14 protein-coding genes are annotated in these 14,771 nt (G+C 61.2%); 13 read left to right on the top strand and 1 reads right to left on the bottom strand.

Annotated features, from left to right (window positions below; genetic code table 11):
- Positions 1-22 precede the first annotated feature (22 nt).
- The 6 genes from DSM107133_RS16575 (at position 23) to DSM107133_RS16550 (ending at position 5,778) form a co-directional block, all read left to right on the top strand.
- Entirely contained in the window at positions 23-1,135 is a 1,113-nt protein-coding gene (locus DSM107133_RS16575; RefSeq protein ID WP_114292795.1) for an FAD-binding protein, read from the top strand.
- Positions 1,135-1,503 carry a hypothetical protein gene (locus DSM107133_RS16570; RefSeq protein WP_114292740.1) on the top strand — a complete coding sequence of 123 codons (369 nt, stop codon included), beginning with the start codon at positions 1,135-1,137 and terminating at the stop codon, positions 1,501-1,503. Before DSM107133_RS16575 ends, DSM107133_RS16570 begins: the two co-directional genes overlap by 1 nt.
- A gap of 10 nt (positions 1,504-1,513) precedes the next feature.
- Positions 1,514-2,902, top strand: coding sequence for a glycolate oxidase subunit GlcF (gene glcF / locus DSM107133_RS16565; RefSeq protein WP_114292739.1), 1,389 nt, complete (start codon positions 1,514-1,516; stop codon positions 2,900-2,902).
- A gap of 68 nt (positions 2,903-2,970) precedes the next feature.
- On the top strand, positions 2,971-3,783 hold the full coding sequence (locus DSM107133_RS16560; RefSeq protein ID WP_240310467.1) for a trypsin-like serine protease: 813 nt from the start codon (positions 2,971-2,973) through the stop codon (positions 3,781-3,783).
- A gap of 163 nt (positions 3,784-3,946) precedes the next feature.
- A complete protein-coding gene (locus DSM107133_RS16555; RefSeq protein WP_114292738.1) occupies positions 3,947-4,417 on the top strand; it encodes an Hsp20 family protein in 471 nt (156 codons plus the stop codon).
- 140 nt (positions 4,418-4,557) lie between these two features.
- Positions 4,558-5,778 (top strand): PLP-dependent aminotransferase family protein, encoded by a 1,221-nt coding sequence (locus tag DSM107133_RS16550; protein ID WP_114292737.1) that lies wholly within the window; start codon positions 4,558-4,560, stop codon positions 5,776-5,778.
- A gap of 43 nt (positions 5,779-5,821) precedes the next feature.
- On the opposite strand, the gene DSM107133_RS16545 is transcribed toward DSM107133_RS16550, so the two are convergent.
- Positions 5,822-7,297, bottom strand: a complete 1,476-nt coding sequence (locus DSM107133_RS16545) for an NAD-dependent succinate-semialdehyde dehydrogenase (protein ID WP_114292736.1) — start codon at positions 7,295-7,297, stop codon at positions 5,822-5,824.
- Positions 7,298-7,377: 80 nt separating this feature from the next.
- Between DSM107133_RS16545 and DSM107133_RS16540 the strand changes: the two genes are divergently transcribed.
- The 7 genes from DSM107133_RS16540 to DSM107133_RS16510 all read left to right on the top strand — a co-directional run bounded on the left by DSM107133_RS16540 (position 7,378) and on the right by DSM107133_RS16510 (position 14,641).
- Positions 7,378-8,163 (top strand): alpha/beta hydrolase, encoded by a 786-nt coding sequence (locus DSM107133_RS16540; protein WP_114292735.1) that lies wholly within the window; start codon positions 7,378-7,380, stop codon positions 8,161-8,163.
- A gap of 152 nt (positions 8,164-8,315) precedes the next feature.
- The gene (locus tag DSM107133_RS16535; protein WP_114292734.1) at positions 8,316-9,548 is read left to right on the top strand and encodes an aminopeptidase P family protein; all 1,233 of its coding nucleotides are present in this window, start codon (positions 8,316-8,318) and stop codon (positions 9,546-9,548) included.
- A gap of 196 nt (positions 9,549-9,744) precedes the next feature.
- Positions 9,745-10,821, top strand: coding sequence for a hypothetical protein (locus DSM107133_RS16530; RefSeq protein WP_114292733.1), 1,077 nt, complete (start codon positions 9,745-9,747; stop codon positions 10,819-10,821).
- Between the two features lie 25 nt (positions 10,822-10,846).
- Positions 10,847-11,962, top strand: coding sequence for a hypothetical protein (locus DSM107133_RS16525; RefSeq protein WP_114292732.1), 1,116 nt, complete (start codon positions 10,847-10,849; stop codon positions 11,960-11,962).
- Positions 11,963-12,032: 70 nt separating this feature from the next.
- Positions 12,033-13,961 (top strand): ATP-binding protein, encoded by a 1,929-nt coding sequence (locus DSM107133_RS16520; protein WP_114292731.1) that lies wholly within the window; start codon positions 12,033-12,035, stop codon positions 13,959-13,961.
- Positions 13,958-14,335: a hypothetical protein gene (locus DSM107133_RS16515; protein ID WP_114292730.1), complete on the top strand. Its 378-nt coding sequence runs from the start codon at positions 13,958-13,960 to the stop codon at positions 14,333-14,335. Before DSM107133_RS16520 ends, DSM107133_RS16515 begins: the two co-directional genes overlap by 4 nt.
- A 63-nt stretch (positions 14,336-14,398) precedes the next feature.
- Positions 14,399-14,641, top strand: a complete 243-nt coding sequence (locus DSM107133_RS16510; RefSeq protein ID WP_162791991.1) for a hypothetical protein — start codon at positions 14,399-14,401, stop codon at positions 14,639-14,641.
- Positions 14,642-14,771 lie beyond the last annotated feature (130 nt).

The raw sequence follows: 14,771 nt of genomic DNA, 5'->3' as shown, positions 1-14,771 counted from the left end.
TATTTGGAGCCAAAAGAAAATGATGACACCGCAGAGCGAAGAAGAGCTGGCAGGAATGATAGCCGGGGCCAAGGGGCCGCTGAGCGTGCAGGGTGGTGGTACGCGTGGTTTTGCGGGGGCGGGTGATGTGCTGTCCACGGCTGGGTTGGGCGGGATTAGCCTTTATGAACCGGGGGCTTTGACGCTGGTTGCCGGCGCCGGCACGCCGGTGGCCAAGATCGAGGCAGCGCTGGCGGCGGAAAACCAGCGGCTGGCGTTTGAGCCGATGGATCACCGTGCCTTGCTGGGGACATCTGGCACACCGACCATTGGCGGGGTGATGGCCGCCAATGTCAGCGGGCCGCGGCGGATTGCGGTGGGCGCTGCGCGGGATTTTGCGCTGGGGGTGCGCTTTGTCGATGGTGCCGGGCGGATCGTGAAGAACGGCGGGCGGGTGATGAAGAATGTCACCGGCTATGATCTGGTCAAGCTGATGTGCGGGTCGTTCGGCACCTTGGGTGTGTTGAGCGAGGTTGCGATGAAAGTGCTGCCCGCGCCGGAAACCGAGGCCAGTCTGGTCATTGCCACGGGTGTGGTCGAGCAAGCGGTGGCGGCGCTGTCACGCGGGTTGGGATCGGCGTTCGAGGTGACAGGGGCGGCGTTTCTGCCCGAGCGCGGGGCCGTGGTGCGGGTCGAAGGGTTCGACGCCTCGGTTGCCTATCGGTTGGCGGCGCTTGAGGAGATTTTGGGCGGATTTGGCGGCGTTGAGCGGCTGGACGCGGGGGCATCGAAAACGCTGTGGCGTGATGTGCGCGACGTGCAGCCCTTTGTCGGGCGTGCGGGCAATGTGTGGCGGGTGTCGGTCAAGCCCGGCGATGCGCCGACTGTGGTCGCTGCCTTGCCAGTGAGTGCAGATTATCTGCTGGATTGGGGGGGCGGGTTGATCTGGGTGCTGTGCGCTGAAGGAACGGATTTGCGGGCGATGATCGCACCTTTGGCCGGACATGCGACGCTGGTGCGGGCCGATGCGCAGACGCGCGCGCGGCTGGGGGTGTTCCAGCCCGAGCCGGCAGCGCTGGCCGCGTTGACCGATGGCGTGCGCGCCCGGTTCGATCCGCGCGGGGTGCTGTGCCCCGGTGATATGAAGGCGGCGTGATGGGGATATGGCTGACCTTGTTCGCCGTGGTTTTCGGCCTTGGCCCCTGGGTCTTTTTGCGGTTGATGCGTTTGACGCCCTCGACGGGCGTTCTTGCCAGGCTGGCTTTGGCCATGGTGATCTGCGCCACTGCGAGCCTGTGGCTTCGGTTTCTGGCGCCCGTCCCCTGGGGGGTAAACATATGGGCGACATGGCTGGGCATCGGGCTGATCTGGGCCGCATGGATCGCTGTGCTGGCGCTGGTCGCTTTGGCGTTGCGGCAGGTTGATTCAGGTCGGGCCATGCGCCGGTGGACCGGCATTATGGGTGCAATCGGCACCACCGTGCCGTGGTTTGGTCTGGCTTCGGCCCGTCTGATGAGCAGTTGAAAGAGAGATAATGCAAACGACATTTACGCCTGAACAGTTGCAGGACCCGAAGATACAACGCGCCAACCAGATCCTGCGGTCTTGCGTGCATTGCGGGTTTTGCACAGCGACCTGTCCCACATATCAGGTGTTGGGTGACGAATTGGACAGCCCGCGCGGGCGGATTTATCTGATCAAGGACATGCTGGAAAACGAGCGGGTGCCGGATGCCAAGACGGTGGGGCACATCGACCGTTGTCTGTCGTGCCTGGCGTGTATGACGACCTGCCCGTCGGGGGTGCATTACATGCATCTGGTGGATCAGGCCCGCGAATACATCGAGGACAATTACAAACGTCCCCTTACCGACCGCGCCTTGCGCTGGGTGCTGGCGCGCATCTTGCCCTATCCGACACGGTTTCGGGTGGCGCTTTTGGGGGCCAAGATGGCGCGGCCCTTTGCGCGGTTTCTGCCCGATCCACGGCTGCGGGCGATGATCGCGATGGCACCCAAACAGGTGCCCCCTGTCAGCCGCAACGACGATCCGCAAAGCTTTGCGCCGGTGGCGGCGCGCACAAGGCGCGTGGCACTGATGACGGGCTGTGCGCAAAAGGCGCTGAACACCGACATCAACGACGCCACCATCCGGCTGCTGACGCGGCTGGGTTGCGAGGTGGTCGTGGCCAAGGGGGCGGGCTGTTGCGGGGCGTTGACGCACCACATGGGCAAAAGCGATGAAAGCCATGCGGCGGCCTCCAGAAACATTGCCGCCTGGGCTGGCGAAATGGACGGTGACGGGCTGGATGCGATTGTGATCAACACCTCGGGCTGTGGCACGACGGTAAAGGATTACGGCCATATGTTCGCGGGCACCGATCTTGAGGGTGACGCCCGGCGCGTGGCCGCCAAGGCAATGGACATAAGCGAATTGCTGGTCCAGTTGATGACGCCAGAACACATCACACGCAGCGCCAATATGGCCGCGATGTGCATTGCGGGCACCGACGCCACAGCGCCCGAAGACAGGGAGCGCACTGTCACCGTTGCCTATCACGCCGCCTGTTCGTTGCAGCACGGACAGCAGATCAAAACCCATCCCAAGACCCTGCTCAAGCTGGCCGGATTTGGTGTGGTTGAACCGGCAGACAGCCATCTGTGCTGTGGGTCTGCGGGCACCTATAACCTGATGCAGCCCGAGATTTCGGCGCAGCTGAAGGCGCGCAAGGTGCGCACGCTTGAGGCCAAAAATCCCGACATCATCGCGGCGGGAAACATCGGTTGCATGATGCAGATCGGCAGCGCCACGGGGGTTCCGGTTGTGCACACGGTCGAGCTGCTGGACTGGGCGACGGGCGGGCCGCGCCCCCCCGCTTTGGACCGCAAAACAGGCGGCGCGCCCGCGGTGCCAATGTTGCGCTGAATGTCGTGCTTGCCATAATGTCGCCGCATGGCGCGCGTAGTCCGTGCGCAACCCTCTAGGAGAGATAAATGCGGCGTTGGATGTCCCTGACCCTGATGGCCATTGTGGTCGCGTCCACTGCCTTTGCGCAGGATGCGCAACTGCGCCGACTGGAAACGACAAACACGGGCCGCGAATGGGAGGCTGTCGGGCGTCTGGACCTTGATGGAATCGGCTTTTGCACCGGTGCGTTGATCGCGCCCAATCTGGTGCTGACAGCGGCGCATTGCCTGTTCGACAAACGCAGCAAACAGCCGATTGACCACGAAAAGATTGAATTTCTGGCCGGTTGGCGCAACGGGCGGGCATCGGCCTATCGCAATGTGCGCCGTGCCGTGGTGCATCCGAAGTATGTTTACGACGGCAAGGTTTCATCCGAGCGTGTGCGCAACGATCTGGCGCTGCTTGAGCTGGATCAACCTATTCGCAACACCACGATCCGCCCTTTTGGCACGGCCGTGCGACCGGCAACGGGCGACCGGGTGGGTGTGGTCAGCTATGCGAAATCACGTTCAGAAGTGCCGTCGCTGCAAGAGGTCTGTACCGTGCTGTCGCGTCAGGAAGGCGTGCTGATCACCTCGTGCAATGTCGATTTCGGGTCATCCGGCGCGCCGATCTTCAGCTTTGACGGAGGCGAGGCCAACATCGTGTCGGTGGTTTCGGCCAAGGCTGATCTGGACGGAAAAAACGTGTCACTGGGCACATCGCTGGGCGAACCTTTGGAGGAGTTGCGGTCGGAATTGTTGGCCGGCGGCGGGTTTCAGCAAAGTGCGGCACCTTCTGCCACCCGCATTCGCGTCGGGCAGCGCAACGACACCGGCGCGAAATTCGTCAAGCCCTGAGGGCCTGTGTGCAGAGCTGTTTGCGCAGGTCTTGAAACTGCAAAATCCATCCCCACATTTGATTTGTCTGAACGCCTATACAGGGTTCTGACATCTGCAAAACGGGTCCGTCCAAGGATGGAGGGCCTGACCTGAAATCGCTCACTCTAAGAGGATGACACATATGCGTAGTTTTGATTTTGCACCGCTTTACCGTTCGACTGTTGGCTTTGACCAGATCGCTGACATGATGGACCGCGTTCTGACCAACGACCATGCGCAGAACAGCTATCCCCCGTATAACATTGAGAAAACCGACGAAGACGCCTATCGTATTTCGATTGCGGTCGCGGGATTCTCGGATCAGGATCTGTCTGTTGAAGTGCGCGAAAAGGCGTTGATCGTTTCCGGCCGCAAGGCAGACGAAGACAGCCAGCGCAGCTATTTGCACCGTGGCATCGCGACCCGTGCATTTGAACGCCGGTTCCATCTGGCAGACCATGTGGTTGTGACGGGCGCGTCACATGCGGATGGCATGCTGCACATCGACCTGCAACGCGAAGTGCCCGAGGCACTGAAACCGCGTCAGATCGAGATTTCAGGTGGCACCAGGTCGATCGGCAAGGATGTCGTAGACGCCAAATCGGTCAACTGATCCAACCTGAACAACTGACGTTTCATGCCCGTGCGCATCTGCGCGCGGGCTTTTGTGTTGCGGAACTTAGGTCACACTTGTTGACTTAAATGGCAGATCGCGCCACCTTGTCCTGATTCCAAAAGGGGGAGATTTGCGGAATGTCGTTGCAAGAAATATTCGCCACACGCGCCGGTCGCATGAAAGCGTCCGAAATCCGCGAACTGCTCAAGCTGCTGGACCAGCCTGACATCATTTCATTTGCCGGGGGCATTCCCGACCCTGCGCTGTTTCCCAAGGCAGCCTTTCAGGAGGCCTTTGCCGATGTGCTGAACGGCCCGCTGGCGGGGCAGGCGCTGCAATATTCCACCAGCGAGGGGCACAAGCCCCTGCGCGACTGGCTGGCGACACATATGCAGGCGATCGGGATACCCGCGACGCCGGACAACATCCTGATCACCTCGGGGTCGCAGCAGGCGCTGGACTATCTTGGCAAGCTGTTCCTGTCGCCGGGTGACACGGCGCTGGTGGGCTGGCCGACCTATCTGGGGGCCTTGGGCGCGTTCAACGCTTACGAGCCGCGCTATGACAAGCTGGACCCGCTGAGCAACCGTTCGGGTGCGGATTATTGCGCAGCGGCGCAGGCGGCGGGTGGCTCGGCCAAGTTTGCCTATCTGTCGGTGGATTTTGCCAACCCCACGGGGGCCACTGTCAGCCGCGCCGCGCGCGAACGGGTGATTGATCTGGCCGAGGAGATGGATATCGCAGTGATAGAGGATGCGGCCTATCAGGCGCTTCGTTTTGACGGAGAGGTGATCCCGCCGATTCTGGCGCTTGAGGCTGCGCGCAGGGGCGGCGACATCGAAGAATGCCGTACGATCTATTGTGGCAGTTTTTCCAAGACACTGTCGCCGGGCCTGCGGGTGGGCTGGGTCTGTGCCGCAATGCCGGTGATCCGCCAGCTTGTTCTGATGAAACAAGCCGCCGACCTGCACAGCGCAACGCTGAACCAGATTGCGATCACCCAAGTGGCCGAAACGCATTTCGACGCGCATATCGAAACCATCCGCACCGCCTATCGCGCGCGGCGCGATGTCATGCTGGATGCGCTCGCGGCGCATATGCCGGAAGGCGTAAGCTGGACCAGGCCCGAGGGCGGGATGTTTATTTGGGTGACGTTACCCGACAGTCTGGACGGGGCCGATCTGCTGGCCCGTTCGCTGGAAAGCGAAAGGGTTGCCTTTGTCCCCGGACATGCGTTTTTCGCAGACGGGTCGGGGCGCAATACCTTGCGTCTGAGCTATGCGACATCGGATGAGGCCAGGATTTCCGAAGGGATCAAACGTCTGGGCAATCTGATCGGCAAGGCGCTGGACAGCTGAAACAATACGGGCGGCAGGGATAACCCGCCGCCCGCAAGCCATGTCAGACCGACATGCAGATGTATTTCATCTCTTGATAGTCTTCCATGCCGTGATGGCTGCCTTCGCGGCCCAGACCCGACTGTTTGACGCCGCCAAAGGGGGCCAGTTCGGTACTGATGATGCCGGTGTTGATACCGACAATGCCATATTCCAGCGCTTCGGCAACTTTGTACACGCGGCTCAGGTCCTTGGCGTAGAAGTAGGACGCCAGACCAAAGATCGTGTCGTTGGCCATTGCGATCACTTCGTCCTCATCCTCGAACTTGAACAGTGGCGCCAGCGGGCCAAAGGTTTCTTCGGTTGCTACCGCCATGTCGGGTGTGACACCTGTAATGATGGTGGGGGCAAAGAAGTTGCCTGTCATCGTGTCCTGCGCGTCGCCCAGAATAACTGTGCCGCCCTTGGCTTTGGCGTCCTTGATGTGTTCGATCACCTTGTCTCCGGCTTCGGGGTTGATCAGTGGCCCCAGATCCACGCCAGCCTCAAGGCCGTCGCCTACTTTCATTTTCGACACGCGGTCCTTCAGCTTTTGGGCAAAGGCGTCGTAGACACCGGCCTGCACGTAGATGCGGTTGGCGCATACACAGGTCTGGCCGTTGTTGCGGAACTTGCACATGATCGCACCTTCGACCGCCGCATCCAGATCGGCGTCGTCAAAGACGATGAACGGCGCGTTGCCGCCCAGCTCCATCGAGCATTTCATGACCTGTTCCGAAGCTTGTTTCAGCAGGATGCGGCCCACTTCGGTCGACCCTGTAAAGGTCAGCTTGCGGACCTTGGGGTTCTCGCAAAACTCCTTGCCCACGGCAGAGGACGACGACGACGGCACCACGTTGAACACGCCCGCAGGTATGCCCGCGCGTTCGGCCAGAACGCCCATCACGATCGCGCTCAGCGGGGTTTCGGCGGCGGGGCGCGCAACGAATGCGCAACCGGCGGCCAGCGCGGGGCCGGCTTTGCGGGTGATCATCGCGTTGGGAAAGTTCCACGGCGTGATCGACGCAGCCACACCGATGGGCTGCTTGATCACGGTGATGCGTTTGTCGCGCTGGTGGCCGGGGATGGTTTCGCCATAGTTGCGCTTGGCCTCTTCGCCGAAGAATTCGATAAAGCTGGCGCCATAGGCAATCTCGCCCTTGGCCTCGGCCAACGGCTTGCCTTGTTCCGCGGTCAGGATGGTGCCCAGGTCGTCCTGGTTTTCCATCATCAGGTCGAACCACTTGCGCATGACGGCGGCGCGTTCCTTGCCGGTCCAGCCGGCCCACTCCTTTTGTGCGGCCTCGGCGGCGTCGATGGCCTGGCCCACCTGCGCACGCGACAGGTCGGCCACCTGGGCGATCACATCCCCGCGTGCGGGGTTGGTCACGTCGAACGTGCCATCGTCGCCGTCGATCCACTGGCCGTTCACATAGGCACGTGTTTCCAGCAGCGAAGGGTCTTTCAGCAGGCTCTTCAGGTCGGTCTTTGCGCTTGGCATTGCATCTCTCCAGATTTGGTCTCGTGCAGCAAAACCAACTCCTGCTATGAATGTCCAGTTCCAGACAGGAAGGAAGCAACATGCCAGTTAACGACGATGCCTATGCCAACGGCGCCCACATTCCCGACGGAGCCAGCTATCCGGCCCGTTGGGCGCGCGATGCGTCGGCCTTTCGCAACGGTCTGGGGGCGCGCGCGCAAGTGGGTTTGTGCTACGGTCCCAGCCCGCGCCAGACCTTTGATCTGTTCCAGCCCGAGGGAGCGCCCAAAGGCACGCTGATCTTTGTACACGGCGGGTTCTGGCGTCTGTTGTCGCCGTCCGACTGGTCGCATCTGGCAGCTGGCGCGGTTGCGCGGGGCTGGACCGTTGCCTTGCCGGGATACGAGCTGTGCCCCGATGTGCGCATTGCCGGTATCACCCGGTCGATTGCGCAGGCGGTACAGGTGATTGCAGGCCGGACCACCGGGCCGCTGGCGCTGGCCGGGCACAGTGCGGGCGGGCATCTGGTGGCGCGGATGTGTTCCGAAGGCATGTTGCCCGTCGATGTGATGGCACGGGTGGGTCATGTCATGCCAATCTCGCCCCTGTCGGACCTTGAGCCGCTGTTGCTGACCACGATGAACGATGATTTCCAGATGGACGCCGCGATGGCCCGCGCCGAAAGCCCCATCCACCAGCCCGCGCCCACATGCGATGTGACCGTCTGGGTTGGCGGCGCCGAGCGTCCTGCGTTTCTGGATCAGGCGCAATGGCTGGCCCAGGCATGGGGCTGCGCGCACCATGTTGAACCGGACAAACATCACTTTGACGTTGTTGACCCGCTGGGCGATGCGGACAGCGTCATGTTGAACCGACTGCTGGGATAAATACTCATTTGCGACACCCTTTGGGTCTGTTCCAGACTTTCGGGGTGTCGCTGAGCAGGCTATAAGAAAGACAGACCGTGCGATGGCGTCGCCGGTGTCTTTCCCCAAATATGTCCTGAACGCCGGGATCTTTCTGCGAAGGAGGGTCTGACATGACCATTCACAGCACTATTTCCGCCGCCAGCCGCCCTGACTTTCACCGTGTGCACAACGGACCCAAAGCGCCCCTGCAATTTTCAGGTGCCGAATATGACGCGCGTATTGCGGGGCTGCGTTCAATTCTGAATGACACCGGAGTCACCGCCGCCGTTCTGACGTCGATGCATAACGTGTCGTATTACTCCGGTTTTACCTATTGTTCGTTTGGCCGTGCCTATGCGCTGGTTGTCACGGCTTCCGAGGTTGTCACCATTTCGGCGGGTATCGACGCAGGCCAGCCGTGGCGGCGCAGCCATGGCGATGCGATCACCTATACCGACTGGACCCGCGACAACTTTTGGCGCGCGGTCGCTTCGGTCGCGGGAGCGGACGGAGTGATTGGATTTGAAGGCGATCACATGACGCTGGACCAGCACCGCAAGATGCAGACGTACCTGTCGCCGTCGCAAACAGTCGACCTTGCCCCTGCCACAATGCGCCAGCGCATGCACAAAAGCGCCGCCGAACTGGACCTGATCCGCGCAGGCGCGGCGGTGGCCGACGTTGGGGGCTATGCCATCCGTGATGCGGTGCGTGCGGGGACGCGCGAGATTGACGTGGCCATGGCGGGCCGCGACGCGATGGAACTGGAGATTGCCCGCCGCTTTCCCGATGCCGAATATCGCGACACATGGGTCTGGTTCCAGTCGGGCTTGAACACCGACGGCGCGCACAATCCCGTCACGGCGCGGGTATTGGAGCATGGCGACATCCTGTCGTTGAACACCTTTCCGATGATTTCAGGCTATTACACGGCGTTGGAACGCACCATGTTCGTGGGCGCAGTCGACGACGCATCGCTGGCGATCTGGGAGGCGAATGTCGCGGCGCATGAATACGGCATGAGCCTGCTGAAACCGGGGGCCACCTGCGCCGAGGTGACCCATGCGATCAATGATTTCTTTGAAGCGCGCGACCTGCTGCAATACCGGACCTTTGGCTACGGCCATTCCTTTGGTGTGTTGTCGCATTACTATGGCCGCGAGGCGGGACTGGAGCTGCGCGAGGATGTGGACACAGTGATCGAGCCGGGCATGGTGATTTCGATGGAGCCAATGCTGACCCTGCCGCAGGGGGCTGCGGGGGCCGGGGGATACCGCGAGCATGATATCTTGATCATCACCGCAGAAGGGGCCGAGGATATCACCAGGTATCCATATGGTCCCGACTTTAACGTGGTCGGTTAGTCCACCCTCACGACATGTGATCCCGACACCGCAAGGCCAGGCAATGGCCTTGCGTTTTGCTGGGTGGGGCACGCTTGGTTCTTTCCTTTGATCGCCGGATTTGCGAGAGTTTTTGCAAAATCGGGCTCAGGCCCGATGTAAATGCAAATAACATTGCCTATATAGTGGGCAACACATTGATACGAGGGAGAATTTGATGGCGAACTTTGATGCACAGGTGCGCGAGTCTCAGTCGCAAGTTGCCGAGGCACAGGCAAAAATCAGTGAACTGACCAGCCGGATCGAAACCGCGCGCGCCAAGTTGAAGGCGGGTGACGATGCGATGATCGATATTGAAAACGCCACATTGGAAGACGTTCATGCCCACACCGACGTGATGAATGCCAATATCGCCGAGCTGATCATGGGGCTGGACGATGTGACATCTGCCTTCTCCAAGGATTTTGACGAGATGCGCAACAAGACGGGCTGGGAAAGCTTTGTCGGCATCTTTTCGCGGGCCAAATCCGACAGCATGCGGCAGGAACGCGTGCGCACCGCGTCGATCGACGACAAGCTGCAAGACCTGATTTCAAAATCGGACATCATCGTGCAGTTGCTGCAAGGGCAGTTGACCATGCTGGAAGAGCAAAAGGTCAAGGTCGAAGGCAACCTGACCGAGACGCTGGACGAGCGTGAATTCACGGTTCAGGAACTGACCGCGCTGCAAAACGACATCAAGGCGATGGACCCCAAGATCATCGGGCTGGAAAACCAGATCGCGTCGGAAACCGATGCGGCAAAGCGGACCAAGCTGGAAACCGAACTGGCCGATCTGAACAGCCAGTACAACCAGATGGTGCAGGACGAACAGGTGAAACTGGCCAAAAGCCAGACGCTGGAACGCTATATCGAAAAGGGCAAAACCTGGATCGACTCGCTGCAAAACCAGGCGGCAACGCAGATGGTGCTGATCAACAAGCTGCAAACAGACACCAAGCAGCGTGTGGTTCTGTATGATGCGCTGACCAAATCGCTGAAAACCGCGCAGCAGCAGGACGTGGCCCACCGCATCAACGAAATCGGCGTGAAAACCGACCAGGAGGCACAAACCGCCATGGCAGGCATCGGTGCCGCAACCAACGCGCGGATGGCCGACATGCTGGAAGCGCACGAGGACCACATGGTCTTTGCCCGCGACGTGCTGGAGCAAAAGGCCAAGGCAGACGAACGTTTTGCCCGCCGGTTCGAGGCCATCGTGAAAAAACACGACAGCAATGCGTATGGCGGGTGAGCGGGCGAAAAGGACAGCCTGAGCAATGACCGCCCTGAATGATACCATCGGCCTGACCGACCTCTTCGCCTCGCGCCGCTATTTCCGCAAGTTCGAGGCGATCATGGCCCACATGACCCGTGTCGCGGGCGTGATGGAGGCCGAAGGCACGCTGACCCGTGACGAGGTGAGCATCCTTGTCGGCTATGCCGCCGCGCTGAACTACACCTTCAAGGCGCTGAGCCTGAAATACCTGCTGGTCGGGCGCGATACGGGGCGGTTCTTTGGCTCGCTGGCCATCGACGCCACCGAAAGCGGCTTTCCGGCGTCGGACGAGCTGATCACCATGGCCTCGGACGCGCAACAGGCCGAGAAACACCTGTTGGGCATGCCTTCGGTGGACGAGCTGAAGGCGCAGATGGTGCAGGTGATATTGGGCGAGCGTTCGGTTCCGACCAAGCTGCAATTCGCCCTGTCGCAACGGCTGTATTACGAAGAGCTCTTAAAGGGCAAACTGTTCTGGCCGCGCAATGATCCGGAGATTGACTGGCTGGGCAACACGGGCGAACGGCGGCGGTTCCGTATGCATTGGGCGGTCTATGACAGCCAGGTCAACCTGCCGGTGATCTATGTAATGGAACTTGAGGACACAGGCCGCACCGCCCTGCCCAAGGACCAGCGCCGCTGGCCCGAGGTGCAGGCGCACCTGATGGCGCAGTCGCTGGGCGGGCTGAAGCTGATGACCATCGCCAAGGGCTTTGACGAGGATTTCAACGACCTGCACCCCAAGCGCCTGCGGCGGTTTCACGTGGGGCCGATGTATTCGGATGCGTTCACCAAACAGTCGGGGCCGATTGGCGAGGTGCTGTCACAGGCGCGTGCGCCGGACGGGCAGGACTGGGCGTTGGTCTGGACCGAGGAAGATTTGCAATCTGACCGCGTGGTTGAAGAGCGGGCAGGCTGGTTTTCGTCCGTCGAGCGCGAGATTTTCAAGCTGGACCCCTTTGCCGGGCGCGGGGCCGATACCGGCACCACGCGGATTGAACGCAGCATCATCCTGCCGCAGCGGCCCTATCAGGTGTTGGAAGAATTGAACCCGCCGGGGTTCCGGTCGGTGGCCAAGTTCGTGGTCAGCGATGCGGGGCGCGTGCTGCGGTACTAAGCGGGGCGCTTTTGGCGATCCGGCCCTCCGGGGGGAGTTTATTGAGCAAGATGAAGATTGAGGGACTGACATGAGCCAGACAGCCGACCAGATGGAGCTGCGCGAGGAAGAGATCACCGCGCATTACGCGATGGCCTTGGCGATGTTGCAGGGGTTCGACCACGCGCCGCGGATCGGCAAGGGTGTCGAGGCGCCGCAGCAAGAGGCGTCATCCGGCATCGGCACACGGCGCCGGTTTCGCACCACGACACCCGGTCTGGTGACACGGCGCAGCACGGCAACCGGTGCCGTGCAACTGATCGCGCGGGTCGAGGGGGCGGACGATACGCTGATCTCGCCCTTGCAGGCGACTGTGCTGAACGGGCTGCGGCGGGCGATTTCCATCGCCTTGGCAGTGGCCGAGAACTATGCGGATGTGTCCGGTCTGGGAGATCTCAAGCGCGCCAATCTTGAGGGCAACCTGCCCGACGCGCGCAAAGTCGAGTTTTCGGAATTGCTGGCGGGCGAGGCGCTGGTCACGCTTTATGTGTTTGGCAATGCCACTGCGTACCTCATGTCCTCGCACCAGTCTGAAGTGACCGTCGAAGTGGGCGATGTGCAGGAAATGCTGACCGACAACGGCCAGACCGCCCTGCACGGTGCGCTGTGGGAACTGGATCAGGACATCGCCGCCCACGCCACCGACGACGCGCGGCTGGTGGCGACCGTCGCCGCCTTTGCCGAGGCGCTGATGGAAAAGGTCGCCCTGCGCGCGCAGGAAGCCCCGCGCCTGTCCGGTTTTACCAACGCCGTGTGGCGGGTCGAGGCGGATGATTTCACCATCGCGGGCTTTACTCCCGCGACCAAGGCGAAGTCGACCAAGCTGACGATGACCTTCAAGAAGCCCAACGAGGTCGTGGGCAACCACATTGCCAAATACCAGGCGATGAAGCTGGCCAAGATGCTGATGGCCTATGACTTTGACCGCCGCCTGAATCCCTTTGCCGAATTGGGCGGGTTCATCTTTACGTTCATGGGCGATGGCAAGCCGGGCACTGGCAAGACGACGCTGATCCAGATGATGGCGGGGCTGATCAACGATTATTGCGCGGTTGCGGGCTATCCGTTCCGCTATCAGAACCTGAGCACGGACAACATCGACAGCTATCAGGGCAAGTCGGGACAGAACGCCAAGGCGTTTATCAACACCATTATCGACCCGGGCGCCATCGGCTTTGGCACGATCGACGACATCGACCAGCTGGCCGGCAAACGCGGCGACCGGCAGTCCAGCGCGGGGCAGTTGGAGATCACGGCGGTGCTGATGGAAAGCTTTGCCGGCGCCAACACCGTGGTGCGGGGAAACTGCACCTTTGGCATGTTCTCGAACTATCCCGAAAACGTGGACGACGCCCTGCGCCAGCGGGCGGGGGCGCGGTTTCTGGTGGACGGGCCGCAAACGTGCGAGGATTACATCGACATTCTCTATCTGCTGATGGGCAAGAACCACGACATTCCGGTGGGCGCGCATCAGGTGTTTTCGGCGCAGGAAATCAAATCGGCGGTGGCCGCATCCTTCGAAAGCCACAGCCGCCCGCATGAGGCGGGGTTGATGCAGGTGTTTGACCGTGTGAACGACCAGATTGGCGAGCTGGACACGATTGCCAAGCTGGGGACGTACCTGAAGGGCATCCAAGAGGCCGACGAACGGTTCACGGGCCGCGCGATCAAGAACATCACCGATGCGGTCAAGGTGCGGGCGATGGATTTCGAGCTGCCGGATGAATGGATGGAAAACCCCGAACTGTTCCTGTTCAAGGGCTATGACGCCAAGAAGGACATGATCGCGGAGCTGCGCCAGCCGATTACGGTGGAGATGGTGATACAGGAGATCAACCGCTATGCGGATTCTGAGTTCCGTTATGCGGATAAGTCGGATGAAGTGGCGATTGACGCGATGGTGCGGGACTTTGGGCGGCAGGAAGAAGCGAAGAAGCGGTATTTGGAGGGGCGGGAATGACAGATTTCGACCTGATCATTAACGCCTACACATTGGCGCTCGGACTATTGGGCGCGTGTATTGTGTATATGGGCCTGTGCATCGGGGTGCGGGTGTCAAAGGGCGCGCGCTTTTCGGTCTTCGTCGTTGTCTCTCTCGGTGTTGCGATCTGCGCGATTTTCTGGGCAGCCCGTTTTGGGCAGGCTGTATTGTCGGATATTCAGTTTCTGTATTTGGTCACCGGTGATATTTCGCGGCCGGAGGTCCATGCATTCAAAGACAACCTGTCGGGTGTGCCGTGGTTCGCGGCTGGTTTCGCCGGTTTTTTCTGGGCATGGCAGGTGGTTCGTTTCGAACGCAGTCTCCAGGTTTCCGAGGACGGGCCGGCCGCATGAACGAGGATCAGGTCACACTTATCAACACGGGCCCGCCGCTGGCGATCTCAGCGGAGGGTGCTGGTGTCGGTGGTGCTGTCCGCTCTGGTGTTGATGGCGTCGAGCGTGCTGGTCTTCGCGGTCTTCGACAAGCGCAGCCTGCTGGGCGGCGAGAGCCTTGCCGCGCAGGGAGCCGTGGCGTGGATGTACCTGCGCAGTTCGCTGGGGGCGGTGGTGGCCTGGGGGCCGATGCTGGTCTTCGTGTGGCTGGGGCTGGCACAGCGGGTGGAGCGGTTGAAGGGGAAGATATTGCGGGGGGAGCCGTGATGGGTGAGCTTGCGATCATGGCACCAGGCCGTCCCGGGTTTGACCCGGGACCTCGGCGCCGGAAAAGAGAGGCCCCGGATCGGGTCCGGGGCGCGGTGGCGCTTGGGGCGGGCCGGGGGTGGCGGGTTGG

This window comes from Pseudosulfitobacter sp. DSM 107133, assembly GCF_022788695.1.
In the GTDB taxonomy this organism is placed as follows: Bacteria; Pseudomonadota; Alphaproteobacteria; order Rhodobacterales; family Rhodobacteraceae; genus Pseudosulfitobacter.
The sequence above is the reverse complement of the archived record's forward strand: the minus strand, read 5'-3'. Positions and strand labels throughout refer to the sequence as shown.

Bases quoted from the DNA above. Each gene is read 5' to 3' on its own strand.
- DSM107133_RS16575 (WP_114292795.1), top strand. From the start codon at position 23: ATGACACCGCAGAGCGAAGAAGAGCTGGCAGGAATGATAGCCGGGGCC.
- DSM107133_RS16570 (WP_114292740.1), top strand. From the start codon at position 1,135: ATGGGGATATGGCTGACCTTGTTCGCCGTGGTTTTCGGCCTTGGCCCC.
- glcF (WP_114292739.1), top strand. From the start codon at position 1,514: ATGCAAACGACATTTACGCCTGAACAGTTGCAGGACCCGAAGATACAA.
- DSM107133_RS16560 (WP_240310467.1), top strand. From the start codon at position 2,971: ATGCGGCGTTGGATGTCCCTGACCCTGATGGCCATTGTGGTCGCGTCC.
- DSM107133_RS16555 (WP_114292738.1), top strand. From the start codon at position 3,947: ATGCGTAGTTTTGATTTTGCACCGCTTTACCGTTCGACTGTTGGCTTT.
- DSM107133_RS16550 (WP_114292737.1), top strand. From the start codon at position 4,558: ATGTCGTTGCAAGAAATATTCGCCACACGCGCCGGTCGCATGAAAGCG.
- DSM107133_RS16545 (WP_114292736.1), bottom strand. From the start codon at position 7,297: ATGCCAAGCGCAAAGACCGACCTGAAGAGCCTGCTGAAAGACCCTTCG.
- DSM107133_RS16540 (WP_114292735.1), top strand. From the start codon at position 7,378: ATGCCAGTTAACGACGATGCCTATGCCAACGGCGCCCACATTCCCGAC.
- DSM107133_RS16535 (WP_114292734.1), top strand. From the start codon at position 8,316: ATGACCATTCACAGCACTATTTCCGCCGCCAGCCGCCCTGACTTTCAC.
- DSM107133_RS16530 (WP_114292733.1), top strand. From the start codon at position 9,745: ATGGCGAACTTTGATGCACAGGTGCGCGAGTCTCAGTCGCAAGTTGCC.
- DSM107133_RS16525 (WP_114292732.1), top strand. From the start codon at position 10,847: ATGACCGCCCTGAATGATACCATCGGCCTGACCGACCTCTTCGCCTCG.
- DSM107133_RS16520 (WP_114292731.1), top strand. From the start codon at position 12,033: ATGAGCCAGACAGCCGACCAGATGGAGCTGCGCGAGGAAGAGATCACC.
- DSM107133_RS16515 (WP_114292730.1), top strand. From the start codon at position 13,958: ATGACAGATTTCGACCTGATCATTAACGCCTACACATTGGCGCTCGGA.